The organism is Acinetobacter sp. CIP-A165 (assembly GCF_000367985.1).
Classification (GTDB): domain Bacteria; phylum Pseudomonadota; class Gammaproteobacteria; order Pseudomonadales; family Moraxellaceae; genus Acinetobacter.
Window position 1 is genome coordinate 1,148,693 of the sequence record NZ_KB849202.1, and the last position, 18,293, is coordinate 1,166,985.

General features: G+C 37.9%; 20 protein-coding genes. 9 read left to right on the forward strand and 11 right to left on the reverse strand.

Features of this window, described 5'->3' with window-relative positions:
• Window positions 1-42: 42 nt before the first annotated feature.
• The 3 genes from ftsY to F991_RS10915 all read right to left on the reverse strand — a co-directional run bounded on the left by ftsY (window position 43) and on the right by F991_RS10915 (window position 2,120).
• Window positions 43-1,173 carry a signal recognition particle-docking protein FtsY gene (gene ftsY, locus F991_RS10905; RefSeq protein WP_004671332.1) on the reverse strand — a complete coding sequence of 377 codons (1,131 nt, stop codon included), beginning with the start codon at window positions 1,171-1,173 and terminating at the stop codon, window positions 43-45.
• 117 nt (window positions 1,174-1,290) lie between these two features.
• Complete coding sequence (locus tag F991_RS10910) at window positions 1,291-1,620, reverse strand: hypothetical protein (RefSeq protein ID WP_004671335.1); 330 nt, start codon at window positions 1,618-1,620, stop codon at window positions 1,291-1,293.
• A gap of 140 nt (window positions 1,621-1,760) precedes the next feature.
• A complete protein-coding gene (locus F991_RS10915; protein ID WP_004671338.1) occupies window positions 1,761-2,120 on the reverse strand; it encodes a hypothetical protein in 360 nt (119 codons plus the stop codon).
• Window positions 2,121-2,361: 241 nt separating this feature from the next.
• On the opposite strand from F991_RS10915, the gene F991_RS10920 reads away from it, so the two are divergent.
• The 3 genes from F991_RS10920 (at window position 2,362) to F991_RS10930 (ending at window position 3,922) form a co-directional block, all read left to right on the forward strand.
• The gene (locus F991_RS10920) at window positions 2,362-2,595 is read left to right on the forward strand and encodes an SEL1-like repeat protein (protein ID WP_004671340.1); all 234 of its coding nucleotides are present in this window, start codon (window positions 2,362-2,364) and stop codon (window positions 2,593-2,595) included.
• A gap of 377 nt (window positions 2,596-2,972) precedes the next feature.
• Window positions 2,973-3,350 carry a DUF2750 domain-containing protein gene (locus F991_RS10925; protein ID WP_034595035.1) on the forward strand — a complete coding sequence of 126 codons (378 nt, stop codon included), beginning with the start codon at window positions 2,973-2,975 and terminating at the stop codon, window positions 3,348-3,350.
• Window positions 3,351-3,490: 140 nt separating this feature from the next.
• Window positions 3,491-3,922 (forward strand): CBS domain-containing protein, encoded by a 432-nt coding sequence (locus F991_RS10930; RefSeq protein WP_004671344.1) that lies wholly within the window; start codon window positions 3,491-3,493, stop codon window positions 3,920-3,922.
• Between the two features lie 103 nt (window positions 3,923-4,025).
• On the opposite strand, the gene F991_RS10935 is transcribed toward F991_RS10930, so the two are convergent.
• Window positions 4,026-5,240 carry an aspartate aminotransferase family protein gene (locus F991_RS10935; RefSeq protein ID WP_004671346.1) on the reverse strand — a complete coding sequence of 405 codons (1,215 nt, stop codon included), beginning with the start codon at window positions 5,238-5,240 and terminating at the stop codon, window positions 4,026-4,028.
• 167 nt (window positions 5,241-5,407) lie between these two features.
• Here F991_RS10935 and grxD point away from each other — a divergent pair, with 167 nt between their 5' ends.
• Window positions 5,408-5,749, forward strand: coding sequence for a Grx4 family monothiol glutaredoxin (gene grxD / locus F991_RS10940; protein ID WP_004671348.1), 342 nt, complete (start codon window positions 5,408-5,410; stop codon window positions 5,747-5,749).
• Window positions 5,750-5,800: 51 nt separating this feature from the next.
• Here grxD and F991_RS10945 read toward each other — a convergent pair whose 3' ends face one another.
• Window positions 5,801-6,124 (reverse strand): hypothetical protein, encoded by a 324-nt coding sequence (locus F991_RS10945; RefSeq protein ID WP_004671350.1) that lies wholly within the window; start codon window positions 6,122-6,124, stop codon window positions 5,801-5,803.
• Between the two features lie 128 nt (window positions 6,125-6,252).
• On the opposite strand from F991_RS10945, the gene F991_RS10950 reads away from it, so the two are divergent.
• Window positions 6,253-7,173 carry a LysR family transcriptional regulator gene (locus F991_RS10950; protein ID WP_004671352.1) on the forward strand — a complete coding sequence of 307 codons (921 nt, stop codon included), beginning with the start codon at window positions 6,253-6,255 and terminating at the stop codon, window positions 7,171-7,173.
• Between the two features lie 37 nt (window positions 7,174-7,210).
• Here F991_RS10950 and map read toward each other — a convergent pair whose 3' ends face one another.
• The gene (gene map, locus F991_RS10955; RefSeq protein WP_004671354.1) at window positions 7,211-8,005 is read right to left on the reverse strand and encodes a type I methionyl aminopeptidase; all 795 of its coding nucleotides are present in this window, start codon (window positions 8,003-8,005) and stop codon (window positions 7,211-7,213) included.
• A 342-nt stretch (window positions 8,006-8,347) separates the two neighbouring features.
• On the opposite strand from map, the gene brnQ reads away from it, so the two are divergent.
• Both brnQ and F991_RS10965 read left to right on the forward strand, forming a co-directional pair.
• On the forward strand, window positions 8,348-9,649 hold the full coding sequence (gene brnQ / locus F991_RS10960) for a branched-chain amino acid transport system II carrier protein (RefSeq protein WP_004671355.1): 1,302 nt from the start codon (window positions 8,348-8,350) through the stop codon (window positions 9,647-9,649).
• A gap of 411 nt (window positions 9,650-10,060) precedes the next feature.
• Window positions 10,061-10,321, forward strand: coding sequence for a hypothetical protein (locus tag F991_RS10965; protein WP_004671356.1), 261 nt, complete (start codon window positions 10,061-10,063; stop codon window positions 10,319-10,321).
• A 12-nt stretch (window positions 10,322-10,333) separates the two neighbouring features.
• Here F991_RS10965 and F991_RS10970 read toward each other — a convergent pair whose 3' ends face one another.
• Window positions 10,334-10,789 (reverse strand): hypothetical protein, encoded by a 456-nt coding sequence (locus F991_RS10970; RefSeq protein ID WP_004671357.1) that lies wholly within the window; start codon window positions 10,787-10,789, stop codon window positions 10,334-10,336.
• A 137-nt stretch (window positions 10,790-10,926) separates the two neighbouring features.
• On the opposite strand from F991_RS10970, the gene F991_RS10975 reads away from it, so the two are divergent.
• Both F991_RS10975 and F991_RS10980 read left to right on the forward strand, forming a co-directional pair.
• On the forward strand, window positions 10,927-11,784 hold the full coding sequence (locus tag F991_RS10975; protein ID WP_034595639.1) for an alpha/beta hydrolase family protein: 858 nt from the start codon (window positions 10,927-10,929) through the stop codon (window positions 11,782-11,784).
• A gap of 710 nt (window positions 11,785-12,494) precedes the next feature.
• On the forward strand, window positions 12,495-12,959 hold the full coding sequence (locus F991_RS10980) for a MarR family winged helix-turn-helix transcriptional regulator (RefSeq protein ID WP_004671360.1): 465 nt from the start codon (window positions 12,495-12,497) through the stop codon (window positions 12,957-12,959).
• 59 nt (window positions 12,960-13,018) lie between these two features.
• On the opposite strand, the gene F991_RS10985 is transcribed toward F991_RS10980, so the two are convergent.
• From F991_RS10985 to zapE, 4 genes are all read right to left on the reverse strand, one after another.
• Window positions 13,019-13,687 (reverse strand): SOS response-associated peptidase family protein, encoded by a 669-nt coding sequence (locus tag F991_RS10985; RefSeq protein WP_004671362.1) that lies wholly within the window; start codon window positions 13,685-13,687, stop codon window positions 13,019-13,021.
• Window positions 13,688-13,764: 77 nt separating this feature from the next.
• On the reverse strand, window positions 13,765-14,385 hold the full coding sequence (locus F991_RS10990; RefSeq protein ID WP_004671363.1) for a 2OG-Fe(II) oxygenase: 621 nt from the start codon (window positions 14,383-14,385) through the stop codon (window positions 13,765-13,767).
• A gap of 205 nt (window positions 14,386-14,590) precedes the next feature.
• Window positions 14,591-16,753 carry a malate synthase G gene (locus F991_RS10995; RefSeq protein WP_004671364.1) on the reverse strand — a complete coding sequence of 721 codons (2,163 nt, stop codon included), beginning with the start codon at window positions 16,751-16,753 and terminating at the stop codon, window positions 14,591-14,593.
• A gap of 292 nt (window positions 16,754-17,045) precedes the next feature.
• Window positions 17,046-18,191: a cell division protein ZapE gene (zapE, locus tag F991_RS11000; RefSeq protein WP_004671365.1), complete on the reverse strand. Its 1,146-nt coding sequence runs from the start codon at window positions 18,189-18,191 to the stop codon at window positions 17,046-17,048.
• Between the last annotated feature and the right edge of the window lie 102 nt (window positions 18,192-18,293).

Here is an 18,293-nt window from a genome sequence, read left to right on the forward strand (position 1 = left end):
CTCCACCTCATCATAAAGTGGAGTTCCTAATATCATCAGAACTTATTTATCTGTTTCAAATAATGCAGCAACAAATGACTTCGCTGAGAAAGGACGTAGATCATCAATTTTCTCACCCACACCGATATAACGAATTGGCACATGAGTACGGCTAGCGATATTGAATAACACACCACCTTTCGCTGTACCATCCAACTTGGTAATCGTAATACCCGTCAAACCTACTGCTTCATCAAATAATTGTACTTGATTAATCGCATTTTGACCCGTGCCCGCATCTACGATCAACATGATTTCATGTGGCGCAGTCGCATCAATCTTTTGCATCACACGTTTCACTTTTTTAAGCTCTTCCATTAAGTGTGATTTGTTTTGCAAACGACCAGCGGTGTCGGCAATTAAAACATCCATTCCTTTGGCACGTGCACTTTCAAAAGCATCAAAAATCACGGAGGCGCTGTCAGCACCATTGCCTTGAGCAACCACAGGAATGTCATTGCGCTCACCCCAAATTTGTAATTGCTCAGTAGCCGCAGCTCGGAAGGTATCGCCTGCCGCAAGCATGACTTTTTTGCCTTCACCCTGTAAACGTTTTGCAAGCTTACCAATCGTTGTGGTTTTACCCACTCCATTTACACCGACCATCAAAATCACATAAGGTGATTTGTTTGGATCGATATGTAACGGTTTTACACGTGGCGCAAGTAAAGCGACTAGCTCTTCTTGCAAAGCTTTATACAAAGCATTTGAATAAATCAAATCACCACGTGCAGTTCTTTCAGTCAGGTTTGCAATAATCGTTTTAGTCGCATCAACACCGATATCAGCAACAAGTAGTTGTTCTTCAACTTCTTCTAATAACTCATCATCAATTTCTTTACCACCAATAAGAATATTGACCATCCCATCCGTAAAACTGCGACGAGTTTTGGTCAAACCATCTTTCATTCGACCAAAGAAACCACCTACTTTTTGTTGATCATCGTTCTCTGATTCTGACGTTGATTCTGACGTTGATTCTGAAATTTCAATAACTGGAGTAACTTCAACTTGAGTCTGCACAGGTTCAATAATTGGAACATCGACAGCAGGTAAACTCGGCAACGTGACATCATCATCACCGATATCAGCATTTATCAAGAATTTATTTTGCATATTCGATTGCTGTTGCATGTCGATTCCTTGAGAAAAAAGCAGCTTTTTAGAAGATGGCCAGTCTAGCATAAAATCCTATTTTTTACTGATCAAGACCAAGCATTCAGTTATAAATGGAAGTCAATCAGCTAAAACTTATTCATCTTCTTTGGCCATTGCTGGGTACTGTCGAATACGATTTGATTCAAATTGATACGCATTCAAAAGCTTCAGATACTCTACACGGCGCACTTGATGTTGTTGCAGCACATTCTCAGCCATATCTTGAGTTTTGGGGTGGCTTGCTTGTTGTGAAAGCTGAATGATGTGCTGATATTGAAAATTATTAATCGGGTGCTGTAATGCACCATACGCAAGTATAAAAATACCCAATAAAATAAGACTGACCAAAATATTGTAAAAATGGTCAAATTTAAATCCGAACTTGGATTGCAAGACTTTATATTTAGAAATGATAGACAACATAACCTACCTCAGTGTTATGAAGTAGTGTATGTCTCTGATTCACTAAGAACAAGCATCAAGTTTAGCGATCTTTCATAGATGGTTGCGTTATAGGCTGTTTTTCCAACAATAACGCAACCCCTAAAGGAGATCGCAAAACACTAACCCATCAGCGTTCGAACAAAAGCAAAGTACAGAATCAGTGCAATAATCGCCAAACTAATAAAGATTGCAAACATCCCTACACCATTTTCAGCATCCGCTGGATGTAATTCATCATCGTCAGCAATACGCATCAACTCTCCATTATAAATTTCATAAAAGCGATCTTTTTGCTCAGGCGTTAGACGAATTGCAAAATCATAAACGCGTTTACGCTGTGCAAGACAATAGTCACCCAAATGGATTTCTTGATGAAATACTGCTTCATCGAGCAACTTACGATGGTAATGGGCCAGAGCAATAATTTGGTTTTCTGATGGCGGAATATCAAAGCTTAAACCATCTATGATAGCTGACATGTTATTCTCCTTTTCTTTTATTTTCACTTTGATTTTACTTAAAATTACTTGTTCACAGTGTTTAATCGTGTAAGCTTTTATTTAAACAAAGCGAATGAATGTAAAAGCGAGTTAAATATTTGACAATTCCATTAATTTTGTCATAATAACTTCACAATACAATGTTAAATTAGCTTAAATTCAGAGCAATGTAGCTTTGAATAGAATATGCGGTAATCATAATTAAAATAAGGAGTTATATATGATTCAACATTTTACACAACATGAACTAGAACATGTTTATGCAAACGCGGTAAATACAATCCAGTCGCAAAAAAACTTTCTAGACGCCGTGAAAGAGCTTGAACAAGTTGCCCAAGCAGGTCACGGGAAAGCGGCATTATTTTTAGCAGAGTTGTACTACCAAGGTTTCCGAGTCGAACGTGACTCCCTGAAAGCCCAGTATTGGCAGAAGATGGCAACCTTACAAGCATGATAAAACGTCCTTGCGCTACATCAAAGCTTTAATCGCTTTGATCTGCTCAGGTGGCGTTTTTTTATGCCTATACTAAATAAAAATATTATTCCCAGAATACTACGCGCTTCGCTTATCTTGCACTGCACCAAAGCTTTAGTCGCTTTTAACCTACGCACTTCGTTTGTCTTGCACTGCACCAAAGCTACAATCGCTTTTAACCTACGCGCTTCGCTTATCTTGCGCTGCGCCAAAGCTTTAGTCGCTTTGGCTTGCTCAGGTGGCGTTTTGTAATGCTTAAGAATATTTGCTTACGATTTTGATGAATAGTTTAAACATAAATGCCATCTAAATTTCTTATAATAAAACATAAGTTTAAATAATATTAGTTTAATAATATGTATAGGTTCAATCATTTCCAGCCAGTATCACGAGAGTTGATGATCAAAATCTCGATTCTCAAGACCATGATGTATTGTGGCGTTCTATGGGGACTTTATCACGATGGTTGGGCGATCACGTCTGATCAGGATGGGCATGTATTCCCTTTTTGGCTGAATGGTGTGCAAGCACATCGTTATGCACGATCAAACTGGAAACACTACACACCTCGTAAGATTACACCAAAGGATTTTCATGAATCCTTACTTCCATTACTTACCCGTTTACAAGTTGAACCAGCCCTTTTTAACTCGTCTCATTGCAAATTTAAACTTTCAACTCAGCAAATGCAGCATTTCTTTTTTATGCCGCAGCAACCAATTATTGCCGCTTAGTGCAGTCAAGAACGACTCAATGATGGCTTTTTCTTATAAATGCTTAAAAAGTCATCATTGAAATTAAATTAGGGCTTTGCAATTAAAAAAAATACCGTTAAGTTAAATGAAAATGACAATACAACACAGGTGGATAAACAATGACAATCGTTGCTCAAGTCATAAAAAATAAAGCTGTACAATCAATTTTTACAATCTCACCAAATGCGACTGTACTTGAAGCGATTAAAATTATGGCGGACAAAGGTGTAGGTGCTTTAGTCGTTGCTGAAGATGAAAAAGTCATCGGTATTTTTTCAGAACGTGACTATACCCGTAAGATTGCATTGATGGAACGTTCTTCAAACAGCACACTTGTTGCGGATATTATGACTTCAAAGGTTATTTCAGTCAGTCTAAACAATACCGTAGAAGAATGCTTACAATTGATGACTGATCGCCATTTACGCCATTTACCAGTACTTGATGATGAGAAACTTGTGGGTTTTATTTCAATTGGTGACTTGGTTAAAGCTGCGATGGATGATCAACGTATTCTCATTGAACAGCTTCAACAATATATTTCTGGCTAAAAATCCTCCCCACCCCTCCTTTCATAAAGAAGGGGGGTCTATATGCTTAACAAAAAATGGGCAATTTTAGAAATTGCCCATTTTTATTTCGATTAGTTTACCGTTATGCGGCCAAAAAATCTTGAATCATAGGAACGAGGCGCTTGAGCAACTCATCGGCTTGATCTTGTGTCATGTTTAAAGGCGGCAACAAACGTACCACTGAACCTGCTGTGACATTGATGATTAATTTATATTGATCACGCGCAATCGCAACCAACTCAGCACAATCTTTTGGTAACTGAATCCCAATCATCATGCCAAAACCACGCACTTGAACGTGTTGCTCTGTCAATTGCTCACGTAACTTTTCAACAATATACGCGCCTACTTTTGCCGCGTTTTCAACCGCATTTTCTTGTTGAAGCGTATCTATTACGGTGTAGACCACACGAGAGCCAAGTACAGTACCGCCATAAGTCGAACCATGACTACCAGCTCCCAATATCCCAACAGCTTTGCCCTGCGTCATCACAGCACCAACAGGAAAACCATTGCCTAAACCTTTGGCTGTGGTCATTACATCTGGAATAATATTGGTATGTTGATAGGCAAAGTATTTACCAGTACGTCCATTCCCTGTTTGGATTTCATCGAGCATCATCAACCAATTATGTTGGTTACATAAGGCACGGACTTCTTCCAAATAACTAAAACCTTGAGGTGCTGTATTGACACCACCCTCACCTTGAATCGGTTCAATTAAGATCGCAACAATATCAGGATGATGAATAGCCGCTTCTTGAATTGCTTCGATATCGCCAAATGGAACGCGGACGAAACCTTCAACAAGCGGCGCAAAGCCTTCTTGAACTTTTTTATTTCCTGTCGCAGATAAAGTCGCTAAGGTACGACCATGAAACGATTGTTCAGCAACAATAATTTTTGGATTGGCTATGCCTTGTTGTGCACCAAATTTACGTGCAATTTTAATTGCCCCTTCATTTGATTCTGCACCGCTATTTGAGAAAAAGATTTCCTCCATCCCAGAAACCTCTGCAAGTTTCTGGGATGCGGCTGTTTGCCAAGGAATTTCAAATAGATTACTGGTATGCACCAATGTTGCGGCTTGCTCAGCAATTGCTGCTGCGATAACTGGGTGTGCATGACCTAAGCCACATACAGCAATGCCCGTTAAAGCATCTAAATACTCTGTGCCATCTGCTGTATATAAATATGCCCCTCGTCCTCGCACAAAACTGATCGCTTGGCGACCATAGGTTGCCATAATATGTGATGGTTGATCAGGTTGCACAGGCGCAAGAGTAATATTAGTCATAACAAACTCAATCTATCATTAGTTGTGGGGAAAAAAGTTATATAAGCAAAAACTTGCGTAGATTGAAAGCGTAAACTCACATTTATATAAGAAAAATCTTGAGTAATCCCCCGCGAAGCGATTTTTTTAGGTATATAATGTCGAAAGTTTAGTTGAGGATCTATCTAATGACGGAACAAGCGCGTGATACAGTAGCGTTAATTCGTGATCAAATTGCGAAACACCCTGTTTTACTTTACATGAAAGGCACTCCACAATTCCCGCAATGTGGTTTTTCTGCTCGTGCAGTAGAAGCACTTAGCCAAATTGGTCGTCCATTTGCCTATGTAAATATCTTAGAAAATCAAGATATTCGTGCAACTTTACCTCAAATTGCGAACTGGCCTACTTTTCCACAATTATGGATAAACGGCGAGCTTATTGGTGGTAGCGATATCATGCTTGAAATGTTCCAAAATGGTGAGTTAAAACCATTAGTTGAACAACACAGCGCGGCGCCTGAAGCCTAAGCTGTACAAACGAAAGCCAATCAAATGATTGGCTTTTTTATTGAGTTAAATTCAATTCTGACTAAAACCAATATATCTAAACAGACCTTCCACACCTAAATCTGCTTTATAAATTTGCATTACAGCATAATTGGCTTGTGTGACACTGAGAAAAACATTCATGTTTGGATCTTCATGAATTTCATCAACAGACTGTGGCAATGCCGCTTCAAAACGATCAGCTATATACTCAAAACCTAGATCCATTGCGATAAACAAAGTATGTTCACAAGGCTGAATATACTGTTCTTGCTCCCAATCTAATACTGCATGATCACAATGAGGGCAGCAAACATTTGCTATAGCGCTAGACACTTCAACCAGTTGATAAGGCATATTGATTATTTCAAAAAATTTTAAAGATTATAAAAGAATTTATGCTTCACAAAAAACCTCTACTCATCACTTATTTTTGCAACGATATGTCTATAAAATAATGAATGTTGCAGAAATGGAATTGAATAATGTTAACTGATTTAGATGATTTTTATTGTTTTGCCCTTGTCGTTGAACATGGGGGCTTTAGTGCTGCGGAACGCGCCACAGAAATCCCAAAGTCTAAACTCAGCCGTAGAGTCTATAATCTTGAAGAACAATTAGGCGTGCGTCTCATCCAACGTAGTTCACGTCATTTTGCTGTAACAGATATTGGTATGGATGTTTATCGACATGCTCAAGTGATGATGAATGCCGCTCAAGCAGCGCATGATGCGGTGAATCATTTAAGTAGTGAACCTCGTGGTGTCATAAAAGTCAGCGTTCCAGTTGATATTGCTCAAAATCAAATGACGAAAATCCTACCCAATTTTTTAAAGAAATATCCTGAGGTGCGAGTACAAATGATGGTGAGTAACCGTCGCATTGATGTCATCAACGAGGGAGTAGATGTAGCCTTACGTGTTCGCTCGAAATTAGATGATGATCCAAATTTAGTTTTACGAGAATTTGAAGCCATTGAGCAACGCCTCTTTGCCAGCCAAGCCTACCTAAATGAATTTGGACATTTAAGCACACCTGAACAACTGACCGATCATCGTATTATCAGTATGGCTGAAGATCATCTCGATCAACATTTCTTACTCACCGACCCAAATAAACTACAGAAAAAAATCAAAGTGAATCCTGTCATTATGGGTTCAAACTTACTCATGCTCGCTGAATTAGCTAGTCAAAACTGTGGTATTGCTTTGCTACCTGATAGCATCGCACAAGACTTCGTTCAATCTGGTCAATTGGTGAAAGTATTGCCTGAGTGGACTGCACCACATGGTATTTTCCATGCCGTTTATCCTTCACGTAGAGGGTTATTGCCGGCAGTACGGGTATTTATCGACTATTTGGTTGAGCAACTGGCTCAGTGTGCAACAAAAAAGGTTCGATATTAAAATATCGAACCTTTGCTGTACTTCGCAGTGTTCATAATTAAATACTAGGATAATGACCTGTTCCATTCGGCCACGGGGTCAATAACTCAAAACCATCATCAGTAACTGCTACCATGTGTTCCCATTGCGCTGATAGTGATTTGTCTTGGGTGACCACCGTCCAACCATCACTTAACTCTTTAATCTGTGGCTTTCCAGCATTGACCATCGGCTCAATGGTAAAAACCATTCCTTTTTTTAATACCATGCCTTGACCTTTTTGACCATAATGCAAGATATTCGGTTGTTCATGGTAAACACGCCCGATTCCATGACCACAGTATTCACGCACGATACTATAGCCTTCACGTTGCGCTACAGATTGAATGGCATGACCAATATCACCCAATGTTGCACCTGGCTTCACCGTATGAATACCCGCTAACATCGCCTCGTAAGTTGTTTCGACTAATTTTTTTGCTTCCGAGGCAGGTTCACCCACAAAGTACATACGGCTGGTGTCACCAAAATAACCATCTTTAATGACAGCAACATCAATATTTAGAATATCACCATCTTGCAAAATCCTTTTCGCAGAAGGAATTCCGTGACACACTTCTTCATTGACCGAAATACAGGTGGTTTTGGTAAAACCGTGATAGCCAACATTGGCAGGAATAACTTGTAATGTATTGACGATATAATCATTACAGATATCATCTAAATATTCAGTTGAAACACCAGCCTTTATATAAGGACCGATCATTTCCAATACTTGTGCCGCCAAACGACCTGAGATACGTAATCTCTCAATATCCTGTTCTGTTTTAATGGTCACAGTAGAAGCTCTCATCCGAGATATTCCTTATAAAAAACAAATTAATTCGAAAAATGCAGATCAAGTATTGCATTGTGTATTTCAGATAGTTGTACGCTTCAACCATCAAATCTTCAATCATTTTATGACTAAAACAGCATTTTTATTTTACATTTAATTTCAATTATGATCACAGGAAAAAACGATAGCAAACATGATACCTGCTCTGGCTTTTAACAAATTCAATGAAGGCATAACACTGTAAAGTTCTAATGCGGTCTTTTTAGCCAAAAATAAAGCAACTTTCACATAAATTAGTTTCAAATGACCGCACTTATGCTCTAAAATTCGCACTTTTATTTTAAACTCCCCTCTTTTATGAACCAACTCCGTACAGGAGATATTATTGCTTTAGGTTTTATGACCTTTGCACTGTTTATTGGTGCTGGCAATATTATTTTTCCTCCCATTGTTGCCCAGCAAGCTGGTGAACATGTGTGGCTTGCTGCATTTGGCTTCTTAATCACCGCAGTTGGTCTTCCTGTTATTACCATCATGGCCTTGTCTCGCACCCAAGGTTCAATTGAAAATATCAGCTCACCACTCGGACGTTTTGCCAGTTTATTGCTTACAATCGTCTGCTATTTAACTGTAGGGCCACTATTTGCAACCCCACGCACCGCTACTGTTTCCTATGAGATTGGCTTTGCGCCTTACTTTGGAACATCAAGCAGCAGCCTTTTTATTTACAGTATCATTTACTTTGCTTTTGTTACGGCTATTTCACTTTACCCAAACAAACTCTTAGATACTGTAGGTCATGTACTTGCACCATTAAAAATTATTGCGTTGGCAATACTCGGTATTGCTGCATTTGCCATACCGACTGGATTGATCTCACCACCCATCAATAACTACGTGGCTAGTCCAGTTTCAGAAGGTTTTGTCAGTGGTTACTTGACCATGGATACGTTAGGCGCTTTAGTCTTTGGTATTGTGATCATTCAAGCGATTCAGTCTCGTGGCGTAACTGACACTAAACTCATAACCAAGTATGCCATCATCGCAAGTCTGATCGCGGGTGTAGGGCTTACTCTCGTTTATGTCAGCTTATTTAAGCTTGGTTTAGGTAGCCATGAAGTCGCTGCAAATGCAGACAATGGTGCAATTATTTTGCATGCCTATGTACAGCACGCATTTGGCGATTATGGCTCTTATTTCCTCACAGGTTTGATTTTCCTTGCCTGTATGGTGACAGCAATTGGTTTAACCTGCGCATGCGCCGAATACTTCACAGAGTTGACTGGTCTACCTTACAAATTGTTGGTGTTTATTCTCACAGGGTTTTCACTATTAATTTCTAACTTAGGCTTAACCAAGTTGATCGCCTTCTCAATTCCCGTTTTGAGCGCAATTTATCCACCTGCAATTGTGGTGATTATGCTGAGCTTTTTTTGGAAATATTGGAATAAGCCCTCTATTGTCGTCGGTTCAGTGACTGGTGTTGCTTTCCTTTTTGGTATCATCGAAGCCATTAAAGCAGCAGGCTTTGGTACTCACTTACCTACATTCATTGAGCAATTACCCTTAAATGAACAAAACCTTGCATGGTTACTTCCATCTTTAATCATTCTTGTAATTGCAATGATTGTGGATCGAGTGCTAGCAACAAAAAGATAAAATAATTTGTCGTTAAAATAGTGTTTTACCCAAACATGATTTTAGCTATACAAAAAATGTTCCTTTACCCAATGGACGTATTTTGTTTACGACAAATTATTCTCACCTAAACATTAAACATCGCTATCCCACATAAAACATCGCATTTTTCATACCCGAATCCCCAATTAACGCTGATGAATAGCATTGATATGTTTTTCAAAATGTAAAAAAATGGAGTTGATATTTAACAAAAAATACCAACAATACACATTAAGAATACTAAAAAACCTTAACAATCAATACCAATATAAACTTATTCAAAAAAATTATAGATTTACCTATTGAAATACAGAGAAAATCACAGTACAACTTAAATAACAATTCCGACAAAATCACATGGTTTTGTCATTAAGACAAGGAGGGATGGAGATGTTATCAACACATTTCAACAAGCAAGTCTTCATTAACACTCTGAAGACCAATGACTCAATTATTTATGCCATTACCACACTTGCACTCATGGCGACACTGTTAGTTCAGGGTACAATTAAAGGCAACTTGAAACCTGAATATTTTGTTTACGCACTGATTGTCTCATTGGCATTTTGTGTATGGGCAGTCGTTGATCAAAAATTCCGACAGCTCAGCCTCGCACGTAAGATAAAATCTTTAAGGAAAATGGATGAGTAATCATCCATTTTTTTAATAATGAAATTTAGCGATGGTTCCAAATACCAATACTGCTGTCGCACCCAGTTCAACAATAATTAAACTCAACATAATTAAACTCATTGCCCAAGCAGGAAGTGTCCACCGACCTAATTGATGTGGTTGTTTGAATTGATTGGTTGTATCTCTTAAAATTCCATGGATGATATAAGTCAAAATAGACATCGCAAAAAAGAATAAATTGGCAATGACACAAAACAAAGCGATGGACGCTGATAAAACAGTAAAGTGACTTAAAACAGCAAGAATTAGACTTGCAGCCGCATAAAGTAGACTACTCCGATGGGCAATATCTACATAATAATGAGCTCGTGCTTGTTCTGTTTTTCTAATCTGATAATACTTCCAAACCCCTGTCAGCATACCAACCCATAAAAAAATCCCGCTAAACACAATCGCAATTTGTGTCGCGCTACTCAAAACATACATCTCATCTCCCCAATATAAATATGATTCATTATGCGCACCTATATTACCTAAAAATTGACTTTGCAGTCATTTTTTAATCGAGTTTCTTTTTAGAACTCAGGTAAAGTAAAAAGATGCAATTACAAGAGTATTTTCAAATGAATACCTATGAATCATGCTGGATCGATTGTAAAGATGGCTATCAACTGGCTGCCCAATTTTATCCAGCACAAGTTGACAGCAAAAATTATCCAATTTTGATTTGCCCTGCAACAGGCATTACAAAAACGTTCTATCATTCTTTCGCTGAATGGCTAAGCCAACGAGGCTACCCTGTTCTAAGTTTTGATTTTAGAGGAATCGGAGAATCACTACATGAGCCGTTGAAAAACTCCACGGCCAGTATTAACGATTGGGGAATCTTAGACATCCCCGCAGCAGTTGACAGCTTATTGCATCAAACACAATCTGAGAAAGTAATTATCATTGGGCATAGTGCTGGTGGGCAGTTACTTGGTATTAACCCCAATTATGACAAAGTCGCTAAAGTAGTCGCAATTGCAGGTTCTACTGGACATGTAAAAGGATTAAAAGGCAAGACCAAATTTTTAGCACCCGTTATGTTTAATATAATTTTCCCAGTCTCTAGCTTTATCAAAGGATATGGAGCGACACAATTTATCGGAATGGGCGAAAATTTACCCAAAAATGTGGCGAAGCAATGGGCGGAATTTTGCAGTAAACCGGGTTATGTCATGAACGCAGTGGGTAAAACCATATTTGAAGATTATCATCAGGAAATTCAATGCCCTATTACTTCATTTTGGGCTACTGATGATGAGATTGCTACTCAAGCAAACGTCAAAGAGCTCTTAGGTTTATATCCAAATGCCAAAACCAAATTAATTGAGCTAAAACCTCAACAACATGGCTATAAGCAGATTGGGCATATGTTAATGTTTAAAAAATCACATCAGAAGTTATGGCCTATTATTGAAAATGAATTAACAGTCTAATCCTCTGCATCTATCTCCTATTTTAGATTCACACTTTCCGCATCTAAACGCGTAATCCAGTTTAGATGCGTTTTTTTATTGTGTTTTGATAGCTACGATTTGCTAGGTATGACTTTTTATTTCTTGTGTTATCAATTAATTTTTCTTATCCAACAATATTATTGATTAGAAAATCTTAATAAATAACACTTTTAAAGTAATAAATTTAAGTCTCCTCGCTATAAAGTGTGATAAAGCATGTATTTATTCAACATTACTTATCACTTCTTTTCCATCAAATTTTAACCAAATGATTAAAACAAACACATGTATTTTTTATATATTTAACGATTATTTATTTTATAAATATAATGATTTTGTATTTTTATGACATTTTAGACAGAATTTTTTATAAAAAAGTCACGTCAAAACGCGTATTTTTTTCCTACAATACGATTACTCTACAAATAAGCAGAAATGCAAAATTGTAGGAATATCACTGAAATAAAATGATTCAGGAAATACATTATTCATTACAAATTTATGTGAATTTTGTGATAATTCCCTTAATCATTTATAAAGATAGTTTCATAATTATCTTTGGTAGATTTGCTATCAATGAAATGATAAAAAAATCAGAAAAGGTTTTTTTAGCAGATAAATTGTAGACATTTCATGGAATCTAAGAGCGACGCTATATTGCTCGATATACAAGCATGGGAAAGAAGTAAATGACAAAGAAATATGCGCGTTTTTTACCTACAGCCGAATCATTTAAGCTAGAAGATTTTCCATACTATTGGATTTCTCAAGTAAATTCTCAGTACGTTCAAAATATTGACAACGTACTCAAGAAATATGGTTTAGACAACTCTCGCCGTCGTATTTTAATTGCATTAGAAGTTAAACCTCATGCAAGCGTCTCCGAACTTTCGGATATGGTCATTTCAAAAATGTCTACTACAACCAAAATTGTTTATCGCTTGAAAGATGAAGGTTACATCGAAACCTACTCTTGTAAAGATGACGGCCGTATTACCCGCGTTTATTTAACCGATAAAGGTAAGGAAATGGTCATCAAAATCAATGATCTAACTTCTGTTATTTTGGAACAATCTTTTGATGGCTTAACGCCCCTTCAAATTGAAAAAACCATGGAAATTCTAAAGCTTATGTTTAAAAATCTTGCGCGTTGATTTTTGCTTAGCGAGGGAGGCTTCGATTTGAAGCCTTTTTTTATTTGGATGATAAAACGCTAGAATGCATCGAACATATTTAACTGTGGTGTGATTTTTTCTATCTTTGCCTTAGGCACATATGAACATTCAAATTCTTCTACAGGGAAACCTTGCATAAAATCGAAGAGTTGATTCGGTTGTTTTAAACTCAGCCATTCATCTAAACGATCGTGAGGAACAACCACAACTGATCGTTTTACATCACCTGGCTCATGAAAATCTTTCATCATTGGATGGTCAATTGCATTCATGGTCAACATGGTTGCAGAACGAATAATCTGATCATTTAATTTTCGAATCTCATAAAGTGCCGCAATAAAAAAACCTTTGCCATCTTTACGGCGAACTCCCCATCTTTGCGGCTTATGATCAATATATTTACTTTCATAAAACTCTGAGACAGGGATAACACCAAACTTACACTTAGATGCGGCTTCTTGAAAGCTTGGCTTCTGAAAAATTGTTTCGTGTCGCGCATTATAAGTATGCTTCGTGATATTGGTATCTTCAGACCATTTAGGCACTAACCCAAATAACACCTCACGCCACTCCAAACCTTGTGCCGATTTAAACAATAAAGGAGTCTTATAACTTGGATAAACCTCATCCGCATATTCAAAAGGAATAAGCGGAAGTTCAAGTTGCTTCGCTTGTTCAATAGTCAAAGGTTTATAATTAGCACACATAAGATCACTTAATCATACAACGCTCAAAATAAGATATTAAAAAGGAGGTCTGCTCACCTCCTCACTTTGTTCAAACCTTATTTAAATAACTTTTTCAATTTCGCACTTAAACCATGTACAAAACGATGTTTGGCATTGGCTTTATCACTGGTTAAAAAATTGATTTGGATCGATTGACGTTGTCCTTCATAAGGGACATAGCCATGCCAACCATTATCAGTCACTTTAAAAGCAACCAACGTGCCTGGACCAGCATTAATTTCTTCGACATAATCATCCATGTTCTTTTCATCATTTAAAATACGAAGACGACCCGTAGGTGCATCCCACGATTCATTTAAATAAATCAAAATAGTCAATAACTTGGTCTTAGAATCAGAATGAATACGCCCATCTTTTTGACGAGAATAACCACGTAACGTAATCATCATTGGATGTTCCATCACATCTACATCAAATTTTTCAGTCAAAATTTGGCGGAACGCTTTACTATCTAATGATTTTAAAAAACGATCAAAGTTGGGTTTGATCTCTACATCTTCTATATTATAACTTCCACCTTGTTCAATCTTTGGAAAATCTTGAATGACGGCTTTTACTTCTTCGTCTACTATCGAGTTTTCCACAACAAAGTATGGATATGGAGATGTAGAAACTTGTGCTTGCTTTAAAGCATCCAATTTTAAAATATGAGACATCGTTACGATTCGACTGAATGATCAAATTAGAATGAATTATAGCAAATATTTCATTTGTATTATGTTTCGTGTTTTTAACAATTACTTCACATTCAATATCTCACCAACATTTTCAATCCCGTACTTCTGGTTAATCCTATATTCCCCTCTACAAAGTAATATGCATAAAAAAGAGCCTCCGGAGAGGCTCTTTATTTAGATGAAATTAATCACCTGTATAACCTTTTAATTTTAAACGTGCTGCGTGTAACAATGGCTCTGTATAACCTGAAGGTTGCTCCGCGCCTTTGAAGATCAAGTCTGAAGCCGCTTGGAAAGCGATACCATCAAAGTTTGGTGCCATTGGTGTATATAGCGCATCATTTGCATTTTGTTGATCAACGATTACAGCCATACGTTTCAGTACGTCTTCAACTTGCGTACGCGTTACGATACCGTGACGTAACCAGTTTGCAACGTGCTGAGAAGAAATACGTAATGTTGCACGGTCTTCCATCAAACCAACGTTGTTGATATCTGGAACTTTAGAACAACCCACACCGAGATCAACCCAACGAACAACATAACCGAGAATACCTTGACAGTTATTTTCAAGTTCATTGTTAAGCTCTTCAGCCGTCCAATTTGTTTCAGGTGCAAAAGGAGGTGTCAACAAGTCATCAAGCGTCAACATTTCTTCTGCAGCTAACTCATCTTGGCGTGCTTTTACATTGATTTGATGGTAATGCATTGCATGCAAAACAGCACCTGTTGGAGAAGGAACCCATGCACAAGTTGCACCTGCATTTGGATGTGCAGTCTTGGTTGCTAACATGTCTTTCATGCTGTCTGGTTTTGGCCACATGCCTTTACCAATTTGTGCTTTACCTTGTAAGCCACAAACTAAACCAATCGCAACGTTACGGTTTTCGTAAGATGCAATCCATTTTTGTGTTTTAACAGCTTCTTTACGCACCATTGGCGCAGCTTCCATAGAGGTGTGAATTTCATCACCTGTACGGTCCATAAAGCCAGTATTGATGAAAATTGTACGGTCTTTAGCAGCAGCAATACAGTTTTTCAAGTTTACAGAGGTACGACGCTCTTCATCCATGATCCCGATTTTGAGTGTTTTTGCTGGTAAGCCAAGTGCTTGTTCTGCACGCTCAAATAGCTCAACTGCAAATGCAACTTCTTCTGGACCATGCATTTTTGGTTTAACGATATACATCGAACCTTTACGAGAGTTTTTGTTCTCGTTTTGACCACGGATATCTGCAATTGAAAGTAATGGCGTCACTAAAGCATCCATAATACCTTCAAAAACTTCTTCACCTTCAACCAAGATCGCAGGGTTTGTCATCAAGTGACCAACGTTACGAAGTAGCATGAGTGAACGACCATGTAATGTTGTGGTACCACCAATTAAGTTTTGAACGGTACGATCTTTGTTCAGCGCACGAGTAACGGTTTTGCCATTTTTCTCGATTGATTCTTGCAGATCGCCTTTCATCAAACCTAACCAGTTACGGTAGCCTTCAACTTTCTCTTCTGCATCAACGGCTGCAACAGAATCTTCTAAATCTTGAATCGTTGTAATCGCAGCTTCAAGCGTTAAATCCTTAACACCAGCAGCGTCAGTTTTACCAACTGGGCTATTTGCATCGATATCAATGATAACGTGTAAGCCATTATTTAATAAAACGATTTCTGTTGGATTGGCAGCATCACCATTAAAACCAACAAACTGAGACTCATGCTCTAAAGATGATGTAGAACCATCTTTCAAAGTGACGACTAAACGATTGTGATCAATCGCATATTTGGTCGCATCCGCATGTGAACCTTGCGCTAATGGGAAAGTTTGATTTAAGAAGTTCTTAGCAAATGCAATTACCTTATCGCCACGAACTGGATTATAACCCTTACCTTTTTCCGCACCGCCTTCTTCAGAAATTACATCTGTACCATAAAGCGCATCGTATAAAGAGCCCCAACGTGCATTGGCAGCGTTCAAGCAATAACGCGCGTTACGTACAGGTACAACCAATTGTGGACCTGCCAATAAAGCAATTTCTTCATCTACATTTTCAGTTGTAACTTGGAAATCTGCAACTTCAGGTACTAAGTAACCAATTTCAGTCAAAAACGCTTTATATGCATTTAGTTCAAATTTATTGTTGCGATGCCATTCGTCAATCTTCGCTTGGAGCTCTTCACGCTTAGCCAATAATGCTTTGTTCTTTGGGCTAAGATCGACAACGACTTGCTCGAAGTTTTTCCAATAAGTTTCACTGTCTAAACCAGAACCTGGTAAAGCTTCATTTTCGATGAAATCGTAAAGTTCTTTAGCAATCGCTAGCTTGCCTTTTTGAATACGTGCAGTCATTGTCTTTCCTGATGGTGCTAACTTTTTATAACAAGAAACCTAGTATACCGATTTATACTAGCCTGAATAGTAATATCACATTCCTAAATAGTAAGCATTTTCCAAGCAGAAGGTATTGACAAATATCAATTTACACCTTACCAGAAAAATAAAATATATAACGTCCTTACTGTTTCAGTTTGCAACACACTCAATTCTAAAACCTACCTAGTTATAGCAAAATTTAACCAAGAATAAAGCTTTCTCTATCTAAATTTATAAAAAAAGACATTCCGAAGAATGCCTTTTAAATTTATGATGTTTTTGCAATTTGAATTTGCCGATGCTCAGAATTTAGATACTCATCCGATTGCATTTCTAACAATCTTGAACGTGTCCGCTCAATTTCAAATGCCAATCTATCCCCTTCATAAAGCTCAATAATTGAATCTTCTGAGGTTAGTAATAACTTCACACCGCGATCATAGAATTCGTCGACTAAATAAATGAAACGACGTGTTCCCTCTGACAAGAAATCAGTCAAATGCGGCACACCACTTACCAATACCGTATTATAAATATTGGCAATCTCGATAAAATCAGCAGGACTACGTGGTTTAAAACAGAGTTCCGAAAACTCACACCACAAAACATCTTCAGTGTGTCCCAAAGTCTCTACTACTCGATTATTAATCATGATCGGAGAGTTTGACTGTACCTGAGTTTGTGTTAAAGCATGGAAACGCTCTGACATCCAAGACTGTACATCATGACCTAATGGGTGCTTAAACAACTGTGCCTGTTTTAATACCCGCAAACGATAGTCAATTCCTGCATCTACATTCAAAACTGTACAGTTTTTCTGTACCAATTCAATCGTAGGCAAGAACCGATCTCGGTGAATACCATTTTTATATAAACCTTCTGGCGCAATGTTTGAAGTTGCAACCAGCGTAACGCCACGCTCGAATAATTTTTGGAATAAATCACTGAGGATCATTGCATCCGTCACATTCGAAACAAAGAACTCATCAAAGCATATCACCACAGCATTTTTATAAATTTGATCAGCAACCGAATCTAGAGGATTACGCTGACCTGAAAGCTTATTTAACTCTTTATGTACATGCTGCATAAAGTGATGAAAATGCATTCGAATTTTGCGACGAAATGGAACTGACTCATAAAATTGATCCATAAGCCAAGTTTTTCCACGACCAACACCACCCCACATATAAACACCTTTAGGGTAGGTTTGACGACGGAAACGTCGAAATGCTTTTTTTGAAGCCTTATAGCGAGTGAGTAACTCTTTCCATACTCGATCTAACTCTTGCACTGCCTGAGCCTGAGCTTCATCAGGCATGAATTGTCCTGACTGAATTGCTTGAGCATAACGCTCAGCAGGTGACGTTGGAATATACGCAGTGCTATGTGAGTCTGGTTTAGAATTTGACATAAGGTGTTATTGCAATTTTAATTGAGGAAAATTATATCGAACATTGAGTTCAAAGACATTAGATTTTAGGCTTATTTATCATCAGGTTTAAACATCATAATG

Bases quoted from the DNA above. Each gene is read 5' to 3' on its own strand.
- F991_RS10980 (WP_004671360.1), top strand. From the start codon at position 12,495: ATGACAAAGAAATATGCGCGTTTTTTACCTACAGCCGAATCATTTAAG.
- map (WP_004671354.1), bottom strand. From the start codon at position 8,005: ATGAGAGCTTCTACTGTGACCATTAAAACAGAACAGGATATTGAGAGA.
- F991_RS10945 (WP_004671350.1), bottom strand. From the start codon at position 6,124: ATGCCTTATCAACTGGTTGAAGTGTCTAGCGCTATAGCAAATGTTTGC.
- F991_RS10970 (WP_004671357.1), bottom strand. From the start codon at position 10,789: ATGTATGTTTTGAGTAGCGCGACACAAATTGCGATTGTGTTTAGCGGG.
- F991_RS10935 (WP_004671346.1), bottom strand. From the start codon at position 5,240: ATGACTAATATTACTCTTGCGCCTGTGCAACCTGATCAACCATCACAT.
- F991_RS10965 (WP_004671356.1), top strand. From the start codon at position 10,061: ATGTTATCAACACATTTCAACAAGCAAGTCTTCATTAACACTCTGAAG.
- F991_RS10990 (WP_004671363.1), bottom strand. From the start codon at position 14,385: ATGTCTCATATTTTAAAATTGGATGCTTTAAAGCAAGCACAAGTTTCT.
- F991_RS10995 (WP_004671364.1), bottom strand. From the start codon at position 16,753: ATGACTGCACGTATTCAAAAAGGCAAGCTAGCGATTGCTAAAGAACTT.
- F991_RS10920 (WP_004671340.1), top strand. From the start codon at position 2,362: ATGATTCAACATTTTACACAACATGAACTAGAACATGTTTATGCAAAC.
- F991_RS10985 (WP_004671362.1), bottom strand. From the start codon at position 13,687: ATGTGTGCTAATTATAAACCTTTGACTATTGAACAAGCGAAGCAACTT.
- F991_RS10975 (WP_034595639.1), top strand. From the start codon at position 10,927: ATGAATACCTATGAATCATGCTGGATCGATTGTAAAGATGGCTATCAA.
- grxD (WP_004671348.1), top strand. From the start codon at position 5,408: ATGACGGAACAAGCGCGTGATACAGTAGCGTTAATTCGTGATCAAATT.
- F991_RS10930 (WP_004671344.1), top strand. From the start codon at position 3,491: ATGACAATCGTTGCTCAAGTCATAAAAAATAAAGCTGTACAATCAATT.
- F991_RS10925 (WP_034595035.1), top strand. From the start codon at position 2,973: ATGTATAGGTTCAATCATTTCCAGCCAGTATCACGAGAGTTGATGATC.
- brnQ (WP_004671355.1), top strand. From the start codon at position 8,348: ATGAACCAACTCCGTACAGGAGATATTATTGCTTTAGGTTTTATGACC.
- ftsY (WP_004671332.1), bottom strand. From the start codon at position 1,173: ATGCAACAGCAATCGAATATGCAAAATAAATTCTTGATAAATGCTGAT.
- F991_RS10915 (WP_004671338.1), bottom strand. From the start codon at position 2,120: ATGTCAGCTATCATAGATGGTTTAAGCTTTGATATTCCGCCATCAGAA.
- F991_RS10950 (WP_004671352.1), top strand. From the start codon at position 6,253: ATGTTAACTGATTTAGATGATTTTTATTGTTTTGCCCTTGTCGTTGAA.
- F991_RS10910 (WP_004671335.1), bottom strand. From the start codon at position 1,620: ATGTTGTCTATCATTTCTAAATATAAAGTCTTGCAATCCAAGTTCGGA.
- zapE (WP_004671365.1), bottom strand. From the start codon at position 18,191: ATGTCAAATTCTAAACCAGACTCACATAGCACTGCGTATATTCCAACG.